We start from the raw sequence: 14,267 nt of genomic DNA, 5'->3' as shown, positions 1-14,267 counted from the left end.
GTACAAACCATTCCTATCTCCCTATGGTTTGTGTGCGAAACAGGAAAATTACCGCGCCCGGTCCATGGTAATTGCCCGAGTATGCAATTTGTCCCATGATCGGGCCGATTTCACCCGACAGACGTGGGACAAGACACGGTGAAGGCGATAGAGAAGAAGACCGGTGTTCCTGGAACCGGCGGCATCTGGCAACGGCCCGACTCCCTGTGGGAGGCCACGGCCCCGCCGCCGCCGGCCCTTCCGGCGCTCAAAGACGCGGTGGAGGCCGACCTGCTGGTGATCGGCGGCGGCTTCACCGGCCTGTCGGCGGCCCTGCACGCCGCCGAATCGGGCAGGCGCGCCGTCGTCCTGGAGGCGTCGGAGATCGGGCGCGGCGCGTCCGGGCGCAACAACGGGCAGGTCATCCCGACCCTGACCCGTCCCGACCCCGAGGACCTCGTCGCCACGTTCGGACCGGAGCGGGGCGAGCGCTTCGTCGCGCTGATCCGCGACAGCGCCGAGACCCTGTTCGCCCTGATTCGCCGCCTGGGCATCGACTGCGCGGCCGAGCAGACCGGCTGGGTGCAGCCGGTCCATTCGCCGGGCCGCATCGCCATCGCCGAGCGGCGGGCCAAGCAGTGGGGCAGCCGGGGCGCTCCGGTGGAGCTGCTCGACCGCGCCGGCATCTCTGACCTGCTGGGCACCGACGCCTATTACGGCGGCTGGATGAACCGCAGCGGCGGCCACATCAACCCGCTGGCGCTGGCCCGCGGGCTGGCCGGCAAGGCGGTGGAGGCCGGCGCGTCGGTCTTCATCAACTCCCCCGTCCTGTCGGTGGAGCGGCGCGGCGACCGCTGGGTCGCCCGCACGCCGGACGGCACGGTGACCGCCCATGCCCTGGTGCTGGGCACCAACGGCTACGCCGCCGCGGTCTTCCCGGAGATCCGCACGGAGGTCGTGCCCGTCCTGTCCTGGCAGATGGCCACCCAGCCGCTGGACGAGGCGCAGCGGCGCAGCATCCTGCCGGGCCGTCAGGCGATGTCGGACACCCACGGCGACCTGCGCTTCATGCGCTACACCGCCGATCACCGGCTGGTCAGCGGCGGCGCACTGCTGGTCCCCGTCGACGGGGCCGACCGGCTGCGCCGCATCGTCGGGCTCCGGCTGGCCTCCATGTTCCCCACCCTGCGCGGCCTGCGGTTCGACCATGTGTGGAACGGGCGGATCGCCATGACCACCGACTACACCCCGCGGGTCCACCAACTCGGCCCCAACGCCTTCACCTGGGCGGGCTGCAACGGGCGCGGAGTCGCCCTGTCCGTCTCGCTGGGACGGGAGCTGGCCTACGCCGCGCTGGGCCGCGATCCCGCGGAATTGGCGTTGCCGCTGACCGAGCCGCGCCCCCTGCCCTTCAACGACCTGCTGCAACGCATCGGGCCGTTCAAACTCCTGCAATACCGCTGGAACGACATCCGGGAAATCTGACCATGACTGAAGACACCAAGGCGTCTGCCTTTGCACCCGCCGCTGGCGCCGCCCCGGACCAGGCCACGCAGCTGCGCAACGCCTACGCGATGCGGGCCGCGTCCTACGCCCACATGTTCGACGTGCTGCGCGAGCGCTACGGCACCGAGACGGCGCTGGACATCGGGCGCGAGGCGACCCGCCGCCTGGGCGAGGCGATGGGCGTGAAGTACGCGGCGCACGGCCCGGACGACCTCGCCGGCCTGTGCCACGCCTTCTTGGACGGCATCCCCAACCGCGACTCCATGTTCGCGCCGGAGATCAAGCGCTGCGACGGCGACGCGCTGGAGATTCATTTCCACCGCTGCCCCCTGAAGGAGGCGTGGCAGGCCCAGGGCAAGTCCGACGAGGATCTGGAGCTGCTGTGCAACATGGCCGGCGCCATCGACGGCGGCCTGTTCGAGGCGGCCGGCTTCGTCTTCCGCGGCGAGACCTGGAAGCCCGGCGACGAGGGCTGTTGCCGCCTGAAGGTCCTGCCCGGCCCGAAGGCCGCCTGACCCGCCGAGTAAGCTGCCCAACCGTACGACGCTGCCCAACACCGGCCTCGAAGCCGGCCTTCACAAGAAAGGTTCACACACGATGACCGCCCTGAAGACCGCCTCCCTCGCCGCCCTGATGACCGGTGCGCTTGCCGGCACCGTTTTGGCCGCCGACACCGTGAAGATCGGCTACCAGCTGCCGCTGACCGGCGAGACCGCCCAGTACGGCCAGGACTTCCGCAAGGCCGCCGAGATCGCCCTGGCCGAGTTCAACGCGTCCGGCAAGCCGTTCAAGGCCGAGATCGTCTTCGAGGACAGCCGCTCCGACGCCAAGGAAGGCACCAACATCGCCCGCAAGTTCGTGGACGACAAGGAGATCGTCGGCGTGCTGGGCGACTTCACCTCGGGCGTGTCGATGGCCTCGGCGCAGGTCTACAAGGACGCCGGCATGCCGCAGCTCTCGCAGACGGCCTCGCACCCCGACTACACCAAGATCTCCAAGTACCAGTTCCGCAACATCGCCACCCAGGCGCAGGAAGGCCCCTACAACGCCAAGTGGATGCTGTCCAAGGGCTACAAGAACATCGCCGTCATCGCCGAGCAGACCGACTGGGGCCAGTCCGTCGTCTCCGGCTTCACCGACGGCGTGAAGGCCAACGGCGGCACGGTGGTCTTCTCCGAGTTCTTCAACCGCGGCCTGAAGGACTACCGCTCGCTGATCAGCAAGCTGGAGCGCGCGAAGCCGGACGCCATCTACACCGGCTTCTTCTACGAGGACGGCGCGCAATTCCTGCGTCAGGTGCAGCAGCTCGGCATCAAGACCCCGGTCTACTCGACCTCGGCCGCCTACAGCCCGAAGCTGATCGAGCTGGCCGGCGAAGCGGCGGAGGGCGTGCACCTGACCTCGAACTTCCTGCCGACCGACCCGGCCCCGCACATCCAGCATTTCGTGACGGAGTGGAAGGCCGCCTCCAACGGCGCGGTTCCGGGCCAGTTCCCGGCCCAGGCCTATGACGCCGTGCGCATCATGCTGGCCGCGGTCGAGAAGGCCTACCCGAACCCGACCCGCGAGAAGGTGCGCGACGCCTTGGCCCAGACCAAGGACTTCGCCGGCGTCACCGGCAAGACCAGCTTCAGCGCCGACCGCGAGGCCGAGAAGGAGCTGGTGAAGGTCGAGGTCAAGGGCGGCGCCTTCGTGCCGGTCGCCGACTGACCGCTTCGCGCAGGCCAATCCGGCAACGACCGACCCGATAAGACAACGATCTCCAGCGAACGGCCCGCATGATCGACCCATACTACCTCCAGCAGCTCGCCATCGGGCTGTCGCTGGGGATGACCTACGCGCTGATGGCGATCGGCTTCACGCTGATCTTCGGCGTGCTGAACGTCGTCAACTTCGCCCATGGCGAGGTCTACACGCTGGGCGCCTTCGCCGGGCTGGTGCTGATTTCCGCGACGGCCCCGCCGATCTTCGCGGTGATCTTCATCGCCCTGGCGATCGGCGCCATGGCCGGATTCTCGCTGGAGCGGATCGCCTTCAAGCCCTTCCGCCGCTTCACCGACGAGGCGTCGCTGAAGTCGCGGGCGATGCGCGAATCCACCCTGCTCTCCTCGCTCGCCGTGTCCATCGTGGTGCGCGAGGCGCTGGAGATCGTGTTCGGGTCGCAGATGCGCTCCGTCCCGTTCGAGTATCTCATCAACACGCCGGTGCGCATCGGGCCGGTGATCCTGGTCACCGGCGACTTCATCATCTTCGGCGTGGCCGCGGCGATGCTGATCGGTCTCCAGTATCTGCTGACCCGCACCCGCATCGGCCTGTCGATCCGCGCGGTGTCGAACAACCCGCTGGGCGCCAAGTATGTGGGCATCGACACCGACCGCACCATCATCATGACCTTCGTCGTCGGCTCGATGATGGGTGCGGCGGCGGGCATCCTGACGGGGCTCTATTACGGGGCGATCTTCCCCTCCATGGGCTTCGTCCCCGGCATCAAGGCCTTCGTCGCCATGGTGATGGGCGGTCTGTCCTCGATCCCCGGCGCGGTGATCTGCGCCCTGATCCTGGGCATCTCGGAGAGCATGGCGACGACCTTCGTGTCGTCGGGCTGGTCGGACATGGTGGCCTACGGCTTCCTGATCCTGACCCTGATCTTCTTCCCCAACGGATTGTTCGGAGCGCGCCGTGAACGTGTCTGACCTGTCGGCGCCGCGGCGCGGGCAAGGCGCGCTGATTCCGCTCCTGCTCGCCCTGCTGGTCTTCGTGGGGCTGCCGGCCATGCTGGCCGGCTTCGACCGCGGCTATTTCTACCAGATCGCCAATCTGGCGCTGATCTTCATCCTGCTGTCCGCCTCCATGCATCTGGTCACCGGGGTGGCCGGGCTGCTGCATCTCGGGCACGCCGCCTTCTACGGGGTCGGCGCCTACACCGCCGCCCTGCTCTCGACCAAGTTCGGGCTGGGCTTCACGGTGACCCTGCCGCTGTCCGGTCTGGTGGCGGCGCTGATCGCCTTCCTGGTGGCGCTGCCGACCATGCGGCTGGTCAGCATCTATTTCGCCGTGGCGACGCTGGCCATCGGGCAGATGCTCTATCTGGTCATGCTGAACTGGGTGGAGTTCACCAAGGGCCCCAACGGCATCATCGTCACCAAGGGGCTGGAGCTGTTCGGCGTCAGCCTGTCGGGCCGGCTCGCCACCTACTACACGGTGGCGACGGTGGTGGCGCTGTGCGTGCTGGCGATCGGCCGGCTCAGCCACTCCTACTACGGCAACGCGCTGCGCTCGATCCGCGAGGACGACCAATGCGCCGACGCCATGGGCGTCAGCACGGCGCGCCTGAAGATGGAGGCCTTCACCCTGTCGGCCTTCTTCGCCGGGGTGGCGGGCAGCCTGTGGGCGCACATGACCGGCTACATCTCACCGGGCGACTTCAAATTCTCCGAATCCATCCTGATCCTGGCGATGGTGGTGGTGGGCGGCCTGGGCAGCCTGCCCGGCGCGGTGATCGGCGCGCTTCTGCTGATCCTGCTGCCGGAGGGGCTGCGCGCCTTCGGCGACTTCCGCAACATCATGGTCGGTCTGGTGATGTTCCTGTCGATCCTCCTGCTGCCGAAGGGCCTGCTGGGCGAGGTCTCCGCGCTCCAGCTCGCGCGGCGCCAGTTGGGCGCGGCGTGGCGCAACACCGTGAAGGGCGAAGGGATCGGCTGGCGATGACCCATCTTCTCGACATCCGCAACGTCAGCCGCCGCTTCGGCGGCGTGCTGGCCGTCAACGACGTGACCGGCCACGTGGACGAGGGCGAGCTGGTCGGGCTGATCGGCCCGAACGGCGCCGGCAAGACCACCCTGTTCAACCTGATCTCCGGCTTCACGCCGCTGTCGTCGGGCACCGTCACCTTCGACGGCAAGACCATCAGCGGCCTGAAGACCAACCAGGTGGCCCGGCTGGGCATCAGCCGCACCTTCCAGAACCTGCGCGTCTTCCCGAACATGTCGGTCTTCGACAACGTGTCGGTGGGCGCCGTGGGCGCGCTGCCGCAGGGGGCGCTGGGCGCCCTGTTCGGCTCCCTCGCCGGGGGCGGCGCCCGCTCCGCCGAGATCAGCCGCCGCACCTGGGAGGCGCTGGAGGCCGTCGGCCTGACCCATGTGGCGGGCGAGCTGGCGGCCAACCTGCCCTACGGCCAGCGCAAGTATCTGGAGATCGCCCGCGCCCTGGCGATGCAGCCGCGCTTCCTGATCCTCGACGAACCGGCCGCCGGCCTGAACGACACCGAGACCCGCGCGCTGGCCGACTTCATCAAGCGGCTGCACGGCACCGGCCTGACCATCATGCTGGTGGAGCATGACATGACCCTGGTCATGAGCATCTGCCAGCGCATCCTGGTGCTCGCCTCCGGCCGCAAGATCGCCGACGGCCCGCCCGACGCCATCCGCCGCGACCAGGCGGTCCTGGAAGCCTATCTGGGGGTGGACGCATGAGCCAGCCGCAAGCCGACGCGCCGATCCTCGCGATCGAGAACCTGCACGTCACCATGGGGCCGCAGGAGATCCTGCACGGCATCGACCTGACCGTGGCGCAGGGCGCCATCGTCGCCGTGCTGGGCTCCAACGGCGTCGGCAAGACCACGCTGATGCGGGCGATCTCGGGCGTCTACCGGGCGAGCCGGGGCGGCATCGCCTTCCGCGGCGAGGCCATCGCCAACCTGCCCGCCCACCGCATCGTCAAGCTCGGCCTGTCGCAGGCGCCGGAGGGCCGCCAGATCTTCTCCAACATGAGCGTGCGGGAGAATCTGGTGCTCGGCGGCGGCGACATCGGGCTGGGCCAACTCGACCGGATGCTCGACATGTTCCCGGTCCTGCGGGAGCGCCTGCGGCAGAACGCCGGGTCGCTGTCGGGCGGCGAACAGCAGATGCTGTGCATCGCCCGCGCCCTGATGCGCCGCCCGGCCCTGCTCCTGCTCGACGAGCCGTCGCTGGGTCTGGCCCCGATGGTGGTTGCGCAGATCTTCGATCTGGTGCAGCGCATCCGGGCGGAGGGCGTGTCGATCCTGCTGGTCGAGCAGAACGCCCGCGCCGCCCTGCGGGTCGCCGACCACGCGGCGGTGATGGAGGACGGGCGCATTGTGCTGGCCGGTCCGGCCGCCCAACTCCGTGACGACCCCCGCATCGCCGAAGCCTATCTCGGCGGGCACGCCCACTGACGGCTTTTTGAGACGGAGACACCGATGACCGAACCGATCGACACGCCCCCGGCCAAGCCGGCGATGGGCATGCTGGAGCGCCGTGGGATCGAGGCGGCGATCCTCAAGCCGGTCTATGAGGAGATGGCCGCCCGGCTGGGCGAGGCGGTGGCGCAGGACATCCTGGGCGCCGCCATCACCCGCGCCGCGGTGGAATCCGCCGCGGCCTTCGCCGCGACCGAGCCCAACGGCACCAGCCTGAAAAGCTTCGCCGACCTGCAGCCCCTGTGGACGAAGGACGACGCGCTGCGGCTGGAGGTGCTGCACCAGGACGAGACGCGGTTCGACTACAACGTCACCCGCTGCCGCTACGCCGAGATGTACCGGGAGATGGGTCTCGGTCACATCGGACACCTGCTGTCCTGCAACCGTGACGCCGCCTTCTGCACGGGCTATGACCCGTCGATCAAGATGGAGCGGACGCAGACCATCATGCAGGGCGCCAGCCACTGCGACTTCCGCTACCGGGTGGACAAGCCGCAAGGCTGAACAGAGAGAGCCCGAAACGACAACGGCCCGGCGTGCGGAACGCCGGGCCGTCGCTTTTTCAGGACGGGATGCGGTTCGTCAGGCCGCCACCGGCTGAAGCCCGCGGGTGAGCTGGGTGAAGACGTCGCGGAAGCGCGGCTGGGCGACGTCGGCCTCGGCGAAGCGGACATGGACCGCCGCCTTGTCGATGGCCCGCACCTCGAAGGCAACGGACAGGCCGAAGCGGTCGAGCCGCAGGGTGCCGCGGTCGCCCACGCCGAGGCCGGCGATCGCGCTCAGCATGGCGCCGCCGTTCGACAGGTCGGTCAGCGTGCCGGACTGGTCGCGCCCATGGACCACGACGCCGCAAGCCTCGTTCACCCGGTAGCGCGGGCTGCGGCGGCGATCGGCGTCACTGGTGGAGGTGCGGACGACGCGCACCAGCACGCGGCGCAGCTCGTCGATGCTCGTCGCCACCTCGTCCGAGCCGGCCCGCACGCCCGACGCCTGCGAACCGGTCTGGTCGGCGTCGCTGGAGACGGCGGCGATGCGCACCGACACCTCCTGCGCGGCGTTGGAGGTCTCCACCACGTTGCGGCTGATTTCCTGGGTGGCGGCGGCCTGCTCCTCCATCGCGGCGGCGATGGCGCTGGAGATCTGGTCGATCTCGCCGATGGTGTCGCCGATCTCCGCCACCGCGCCGACGGCGGTGCTGGTCACCCCCTGGATTTCCGCGATCAGGCGGGTGATCTCCTCGGTCGAGCGGGCGGTCTGGTTGGCGAGGTTCTTCACCTCCTGGGCCACCACCGCGAAGCCCTTGCCGGCCTCGCCGGCGCGGGCGGCCTCGATGGTCGCGTTCAGCGCCAGCAGGTTGGTCTGGCTGGCGATGTCCGTGATCAGCTTGACCACCTCGTCGATGCGGCCGACCGCCTCCGACAGCGACTGGATGGTGCCTTGGGTGCGCTGGCCGTTCTCCACGGCGCGGCGGGTGACCGCGCTGGAATGGGCGATCTGCGCGGAGATCTCGCGGATCGACGCCGCCAGCTCCTCCGTCGCCGCCGCCACGGTCTGGGCGTTGGCCAACGCTTCCTCCGCCGCCGCGGCGACGTTCTGCGCGTTGATGCTGACCCGCTCGGCGGAGGTCGCCATGGCGTCGGCGTCCTGGGCCATGCCGCCGGTGCGCAGGGCCACCTGCTCCACCGCGTGGCTGGCCTCCCGCTCCACCGTCTCGGCCATGGCCTGAAGGGCGGTGATGCGCTCCTCCTCCGCCTGGCGCTGGCGCTCCGCGCGCTCCTGGGTGGAGTAGTTCAGCTTCGCCTTCACGGCGCGGATCTGCGACCGGATGCGGGCGAACTCCGCCACGCCGGAGCTGGGGACGTTGGTCATCAGGTCGCCGCGGGCGATGGCGTCCAGGTGGGTTTCCACCAGCCCGAGCGGGCGCCGCACCGTGCCCATCACGCTGAGCGTGCCGATGCCGGCCACCAGCAGGCCGAACAGCATCAGCCCGGCGAAGATCCCGACGCTGTCGCTGCCCGTCAGGCTCACCCCGCCGAGGGCGATGACGGTCAGCAACAGGAGGCCGTTGGTCGCCAGGATGCGTCCGCCGATGCTGGACACCAGATTGCTCAGCCAGACGCCGAAGCCGCGGCGGACGATCTGGCCGTCCAGCAACGCGTACTGCTGGCCGCGCCCGGCGCGGATCTCGGCGTAGATGCGTTCCGCCTCCGCCACCGCGTCACGGCTCGGCTTCGACCGGATGGAGATGTACTCCGTCACCACACCCTTCTCGGTGATCGGGGTGACGTTCGCCTTGACCCAATAGTGATCGCCGCTTTTGGACCGGTTCTTGACCAGCCCCTCCCACGGCCTGCCGTCCTTGATGGTTTCCCACAGGTTGGCAAAGGCCGCCGGGGGCATGTCCGGATGGCGCACAAGATTGTGAGGTGCGCCTAGTAATTCGGTTTCCGAAAAACCGCTGATATCAACAAATGCTTTATTGACGAACGTAATCTTGCCGCGGGTGTCGGTCCGCGACACCAGCAGCATGTCGTCGGCCATTTCGATTTCGCGGTTCGTAACCGGTCCATTATCGCGCATAAGCCAGCACCCCGTCGCGGAGAACACGCATAAAACACTACTTAAGTGCTATTTCTACTGTATTAATGGCAGAAAATCATCACCATATTGTCGCACCGTCCCCGACCACCGTTGGGGACTTCCGCAGAGCACCCCACCTGCTAGGCCACTGCAAGTATTGAGAAAACCGCCGATTTATCTTGTATTTTAGATGTTTTCGCAGCGCTGCTGGCCCTATTGTGGATTCTACGGAGTCCGCTCCGATCCGGGGCGGATGGCACGGGCACCGCTCCCGATCCTCCGGGTTGTGCCCCGATGATGTGGGCGGCACCATCCGCCACGCGCGCCGTTGGAACGGACATCCATCCCAAACCGCAACAGGACTGACACGATGACCGACACCGCCAAGCCCGTTCGCCTTCTCGGACTTTCCGGCAGCATCCGCCGCCACTCCCACTGCACCGCGGTGCTGAACACGCTCGCCGATTCGCTGGGCAGCAAGGCGGAGATGACGCTGTTCCCATTGAACGACATTCCGCCCTACGATCCCGATTTGGACGCGGAGAACACCCCCGCCGCGGCCACCGCGCTGCGCGACTCGATCGCCGCGGCCGACGGGCTGGTCATCATCTCGCCGGAGTACAATTACGGCATGTCCGGCGTGCTTAAGAACGCGCTGGACTGGGCCTCGCGGCCGGCGATGAAGTCGCCGGTGCGGGGCAAGCCGATCCTCATCATGACCGCCTCCCCCGCCTTCACCGGCGGCGTGCGCGCCCAGCACGAAATGCGCGAGACGCTGTCCGGCATGATGGGCCGGGTCATCGCCCGCCCGCAGGTGGTCATCGGCACGGTGCACGAGAAGATCAAGGACGGCCGGCTGACCGACCAGGCCGCGCTGGACTTTGCGCTGGCCGCCATCGGCGACCTTCTGTCGGAAATCGCCCTGCTGCGCGGCGCCAAGGGCGCCTGAGCCTCCTGGAAGGCGGGCCAGGAGCGCGGGGCAGCCGCGCAAAGACCGATGAGGCTGGCCGAAGCGTGCCGATATTAGTATATCAGCACGCTTCTTCCACGGTCCCCTGTGTCGATCATGCCCCTGACCCTCCATCTGCTGCCCCTCGCCGCCACGGTCGCCCTGCTCGTGTCACGGCGTGTCAGCATGCTGACCGCCGGAACCGCGGGCATGGCGCTGGCCGCCGGGGTGCTCATGGCGGCCCTGATGGTGGCGCAGCCGAGCGGCGCCACCGCTCCGGACTGGCTGGCCCAACTGCCCGGTCTGCTCCCCGCCGTGGCGCTGAAGGCCGGCGAGGGGGCATGGCTGGCGTGGCACGCCATGTCGATCATCGCGGCGGGCCTGCTGTTCCACCGGGCCTTCGAGGCCCGCGCCCTCAAGGCCGAGGCGCAGGTCGAGGCGAAGACACCGGCCGAGCGCCGCCGCGCGGTCTTCGTCGCCTGCCTGCTCGCCGGTCCCTTCGCCGAATCGGTGACCGGGTTCGGCGTCGGGCTGGTCGTGGCGCTCGCCCTGCTGCGCCCGCTGAACCTGCCGCCGGCCCACGCCGCGGCGCTGGGCCTGTTCAGCCAGATGCTCGCCCCCTGGGGCGCGCTGGGTGTCGGCACGCGGGTCGGGGCGGAGCTGATCGGCGTGTCCTTCACCGAGTTGGGGACGGCCAGCGCGGCGCTGATGGTGGTCGTGCTGCCCAGCCTGCTGTTGGTGTTCTGGCGGCTGCTCCACGGCGCCGGACTGACCTCCAGCCTGACCGACCGGGTCCGGGACCTCGCCCTGATGCTGGCGCTGGCCGGGCTGCTTTGGCTGACCAACCGCTTCGTGGCGCCGGAACTGGGCGGCGGGCTGGCAACGGCGGTGCTCCTGCTGGCGGTGGAGGCGCGGCGGCTGCCGCGCGACGCCGCCGGTCTGTCGCGGCTGCTGGCCCTGCTGTGGCCCTATGTGGTCCTGGTCGGCGGGCTGATGGCGACCCGGCTGGTGCCGCCGCTGTCGGGCTGGACGGCGGATTGGCTGGTGCTCGACCCGTTCGGCGGGCTGGCCCCGATGCCCCTGCTGCGCCACCCCTCGACGTGGCTGGTCGCCATCGCCCTGGTCATGCTGGCGGGACTGCCGCGCGGGCGCGCCCTGGCGGTGGCCGGTCCCGCGCTGCGCGCGGCGCTGGTGCCGATGGCGGCGACCCTGGTCTTCGTGGAACTGGCCGCCTTCATGGCCGCCTCCGGCGGGGCAACGGCCTTCGGACAGGCGTGGCAGGCGGTGGCCGGCTCCGCCGCCGTTCTGGCGGTGCCGGTGCTGGGGGCGGCGACGGGGATGCTGACCGGCTCCAACACGGCGTCGAACGCCTTGATGATGCACATCCAGGTCAATCTGGCGTCGGGCAGCGGCCTGCCGCTGATCGCCGCCGCCGCCATCCAGGTGGTGGCCGGCAGCGTCTGCACGCTGCTCACCCCCGGCCGGATCGTTCTGGCCTCCAGCCTCCTGGGGCTGACCAAGGCGGAGTCGGCGATCTACCGGCTGGCCCTTCCCATCGGCGTCGCCTCCACGGCGTCGCTGCTCCTCGTCGTCACCGCCTGGGTCTGGCTCGTGTAGGGATCAGTCCTGGGGTTCCGGCTCCGTCGCGCGGTCGGGGAACAGTTCCTCCACCCGCACGCCGGACTCCCGGCAAATGCGGGCCAGCCGGTCGGAGGGCAGGGCGTCGGTGACGAAGGTGTGGACCTGCGAGATGTGGCCGATGCGCACCGGGGCGGTGCGCTCCAGCTTGCTCCGGTCGGCGACCAGGATGACGTGGCGGGCGTTCGCCATGATCGCCTGCGACACCCGCACCTCGCGGTAGTCGAAGTCGAGCAGCGCCCCGCTCTCGTCGATGGCCGATGCGCCGATCACCGCGAAATCGGCCATGAACTGGTTGAAGAAGTCGATGGCGGCCTCGCCGACGATGCCGCCGTCCGACCGCCGCACCACGCCGCCGGCCACGATCACCTCGATGTGCGGCTCGGGGCGCAGCAGGTTGGCGACGTTGATGTTGTTGGTGATGACCACCAGCCCGCTCCGCCCCTGGAGGGCGCGGGCGACCTCCTCCGTCGTCGTGCCGATGTTGATGAAGAGGGAGGAGCTGTCGGGCACCAGTTCCGCGGCGCGGCGGCCGATGGCGCGCTTCTCGTCCTGGGCGATCAGCCGCCGCGCCTCGTAGCCGAGATTCTCCACCCCCGATCCGGCGACGGCGCCGCCATGCACCCGCTGGAGCAGCCGACGGTCGCACAGCTCGTTCAGGTCCTTGCGGATGGTCTGCGGCGTGACGTTGAAGCGGGCGGCCAGATCGTCGACCAGCACGCGCCCCTGCGTGCGGGCCAGCGCCAGGATGTCGGTCTGCCGGGGTGTCATGATGTCCATGGCGGCATTCAAGCGGACCGCCGCTTCGCTCGCAAGTTCATTCGAAAGCAGGACAGCGCGATCCACCCCTGCGCTCAGAGTCTCTCCCCGTTGGACCCGAAGAGATGCGCGGTTTCGCCCCGCAGGTTCAAGCGCAACCGCTCGCCCGCCTCCACCGCCCGGTCGCCGTCGAGGCGGACCAGGAGCTTTTGCCCGTCCTCCAGCGCGGCGTGGCAATGCGTCTCGCCGCCCAGCCGCTCCACCGCCAGGATGGTGGCGAACAGCCAGGCCCCGCCATCGGCCAAACCGACATGCTCCGGCCGCACACCCAGGGTCAGCGGCGTGCCCGCCGGCGGCGCGGCGCCGTCCACAGCGATGTCCAGAGACACCCCGCCGGGCAGCCACACCCGCACCGACCCGTCCACCCGACCCTCCGAAACCACATCCAGGAAATTCATGGCCGGCGAGCCGATGAAGCCGGCGACGAAGCGGTTGCGCGGACGGTGGTACAGCTCCAGCGGCGTGCCGGCCTGCTCCACCCGTCCGGCGTTCAGCACGACGATGCGGTCGGCCAGGGTCATCGCCTCCACCTGATCGTGGGTCACGTAGATCATGGTGGCGCGCAGGTCCGCCTTCAGCTTGGCGATCTCCAGGCGCATCTGGACGCGCAGGCCGGCGTCGAGGTTGGACAGCGGCTCGTCGAACAGGAAGACCTGCGGCTCGCGCACGATGGCCCGCCCGATGGCGACCCGCTGGCGCTGCCCGCCAGACAGGTCGCGCGGCTTGCGGTCGAGCAGATCCTCGATCTGCAAGAGCCGGGCGGCGGCGCGCACCCGCTCCGCGATGGTCCCCTTGTCGGTACGCGCCAGGGTCAGGCCGAAGGCCATGTTGTCGTAGGCGGTCATGTGCGGGTAGAGCGCGTAGGACTGGAAGACCATGGCGATGCCGCGCGCCGCCGGAGGCCGGTCGTTCACCCGCTGCCCGCCGATGGACAGGTCCCCGCCGCTCGGCTCCTCCAGCCCGGCGATCAGCCGCAGCAGGGTGGACTTGCCGCAGCCGGACGGGCCGACGAAGGCGACGAACTCGCCGTCCGCGACCTCCAGATCGACGCCGTGGATGACCTCGATCCGCCCGAAGCTCTTGCGCACCCCGCGCAGCGTGACTCCCGCCATCGCCCTACCCCTTCACAGCGCCGGCCGTCAGGCCGGAGACGATCCGCCGCTGGAACAGCAGCACCAGCCCGATCAGCGGCACCGTCACCACCACCGACGCCGCCATGATCCGGCCCCAGGGCAGTTCGTACTGGCTGGCCCCCGACATCAGCGCGATCGCCACCGGCACGGTGCGCGCGTCGTCGGTCAGGGTGAAGGTCAGGGCGAACAGGAACTCGTTCCAGGCGGCGATGAAGGCGAGCAGCCCGGTCGCCGCCAGCGCCGGCCCCATCAGCGGCAGGAACACCCGCGTCACGATCACGAAGGGACCGGCGCCGTCCACCATGGCGGCCTCCTCCAGCTCCTTCGGCAGCTCGCGCATGAAGGTCGTCAGAACCCAGACGGTGAAGGGCAGCGTGAAGATCAGGTAGGACAACACCAGCGAGCCGATCCGGTTGTAGAGGCCAAGCCAGCGCACCAGCTCGAA

The 14,267-nt window shown here is 69.3% G+C and carries 14 protein-coding genes; 10 read left to right on the top strand and 4 right to left on the bottom strand.

The genetic code is table 11. The annotated features are described in order from the left end of the window. Positions 1 to 138: 138 nt before the first annotated feature. The 8 genes from GBZ26_RS18130 (at position 139) to GBZ26_RS18095 (ending at position 7,207) form a co-directional block, all read left to right on the top strand. The gene (locus tag GBZ26_RS18130) at positions 139 to 1,464 is read left to right on the top strand and encodes an FAD-dependent oxidoreductase (RefSeq protein ID WP_174440037.1); all 1,326 of its coding nucleotides are present in this window, start codon (positions 139 to 141) and stop codon (positions 1,462 to 1,464) included. A 2-nt stretch (positions 1,465 to 1,466) separates the two neighbouring features. Continuing rightward, positions 1,467 to 2,000: an L-2-amino-thiazoline-4-carboxylic acid hydrolase gene (locus GBZ26_RS18125; RefSeq protein WP_174440036.1), complete on the top strand. Its 534-nt coding sequence runs from the start codon at positions 1,467 to 1,469 to the stop codon at positions 1,998 to 2,000. Between the two features lie 82 nt (positions 2,001 to 2,082). Then, positions 2,083 to 3,195 carry an ABC transporter substrate-binding protein gene (locus GBZ26_RS18120; RefSeq protein WP_174440035.1) on the top strand — a complete coding sequence of 371 codons (1,113 nt, stop codon included), beginning with the start codon at positions 2,083 to 2,085 and terminating at the stop codon, positions 3,193 to 3,195. Between the two features lie 68 nt (positions 3,196 to 3,263). After that, positions 3,264 to 4,178 (top strand): branched-chain amino acid ABC transporter permease, encoded by a 915-nt coding sequence (locus GBZ26_RS18115; protein ID WP_174440034.1) that lies wholly within the window; start codon positions 3,264 to 3,266, stop codon positions 4,176 to 4,178. Then, positions 4,165 to 5,193, top strand: coding sequence for a branched-chain amino acid ABC transporter permease (locus tag GBZ26_RS18110; protein WP_343207291.1), 1,029 nt, complete (start codon positions 4,165 to 4,167; stop codon positions 5,191 to 5,193). The genes GBZ26_RS18115 and GBZ26_RS18110 overlap by 14 nt, the downstream gene beginning before the upstream one ends. Then, positions 5,190 to 5,957, top strand: a complete 768-nt coding sequence (locus GBZ26_RS18105) for an ABC transporter ATP-binding protein (RefSeq protein WP_174440033.1) — start codon at positions 5,190 to 5,192, stop codon at positions 5,955 to 5,957. Before GBZ26_RS18110 ends, GBZ26_RS18105 begins: the two co-directional genes overlap by 4 nt. Then, positions 5,954 to 6,679, top strand: coding sequence for an ABC transporter ATP-binding protein (locus GBZ26_RS18100; RefSeq protein ID WP_211104818.1), 726 nt, complete (start codon positions 5,954 to 5,956; stop codon positions 6,677 to 6,679). The genes GBZ26_RS18105 and GBZ26_RS18100 overlap by 4 nt, the downstream gene beginning before the upstream one ends. A 24-nt stretch (positions 6,680 to 6,703) precedes the next feature. Then, the gene (locus tag GBZ26_RS18095) at positions 6,704 to 7,207 is read left to right on the top strand and encodes an L-2-amino-thiazoline-4-carboxylic acid hydrolase (RefSeq protein WP_174440032.1); all 504 of its coding nucleotides are present in this window, start codon (positions 6,704 to 6,706) and stop codon (positions 7,205 to 7,207) included. A gap of 78 nt (positions 7,208 to 7,285) precedes the next feature. On the opposite strand, the gene GBZ26_RS18090 is transcribed toward GBZ26_RS18095, so the two are convergent. Then, positions 7,286 to 9,244 carry a methyl-accepting chemotaxis protein gene (locus GBZ26_RS18090; RefSeq protein ID WP_246654054.1) on the bottom strand — a complete coding sequence of 653 codons (1,959 nt, stop codon included), beginning with the start codon at positions 9,242 to 9,244 and terminating at the stop codon, positions 7,286 to 7,288. A 409-nt stretch (positions 9,245 to 9,653) separates the two neighbouring features. Between GBZ26_RS18090 and GBZ26_RS18085 the strand changes: the two genes are divergently transcribed. Beyond that, a complete protein-coding gene (locus tag GBZ26_RS18085; protein ID WP_174440031.1) occupies positions 9,654 to 10,232 on the top strand; it encodes an NADPH-dependent FMN reductase in 579 nt (192 codons plus the stop codon). Positions 10,233 to 10,349: 117 nt separating this feature from the next. Then, positions 10,350 to 11,849: an L-lactate permease gene (locus tag GBZ26_RS18080; RefSeq protein WP_174440030.1), complete on the top strand. Its 1,500-nt coding sequence runs from the start codon at positions 10,350 to 10,352 to the stop codon at positions 11,847 to 11,849. A gap of 3 nt (positions 11,850 to 11,852) precedes the next feature. Here GBZ26_RS18080 and GBZ26_RS18075 read toward each other — a convergent pair whose 3' ends face one another. The 3 genes from GBZ26_RS18075 to GBZ26_RS18065 all read right to left on the bottom strand — a co-directional run. Beyond that, positions 11,853 to 12,650, bottom strand: a complete 798-nt coding sequence (locus GBZ26_RS18075; RefSeq protein WP_174440029.1) for a DeoR/GlpR family DNA-binding transcription regulator — start codon at positions 12,648 to 12,650, stop codon at positions 11,853 to 11,855. Between the two features lie 74 nt (positions 12,651 to 12,724). Beyond that, on the bottom strand, positions 12,725 to 13,801 hold the full coding sequence (locus GBZ26_RS18070; RefSeq protein ID WP_174440028.1) for an ABC transporter ATP-binding protein: 1,077 nt from the start codon (positions 13,799 to 13,801) through the stop codon (positions 12,725 to 12,727). 4 nt (positions 13,802 to 13,805) lie between these two features. After that, positions 13,806 to 14,267, bottom strand: a 462-nt coding sequence (locus tag GBZ26_RS18065; protein WP_174440027.1) for a carbohydrate ABC transporter permease, incomplete at its 5' end; no start/stop codon positions are given.

The organism is Azospirillum formosense, assembly GCF_013340925.1.
GTDB classification, from domain to species: Bacteria; Pseudomonadota; Alphaproteobacteria; order Azospirillales; family Azospirillaceae; genus Azospirillum; species Azospirillum formosense.
The sequence above is the reverse complement of the archived record's forward strand: the minus strand, read 5'-3'. Positions and strand labels throughout refer to the sequence as shown.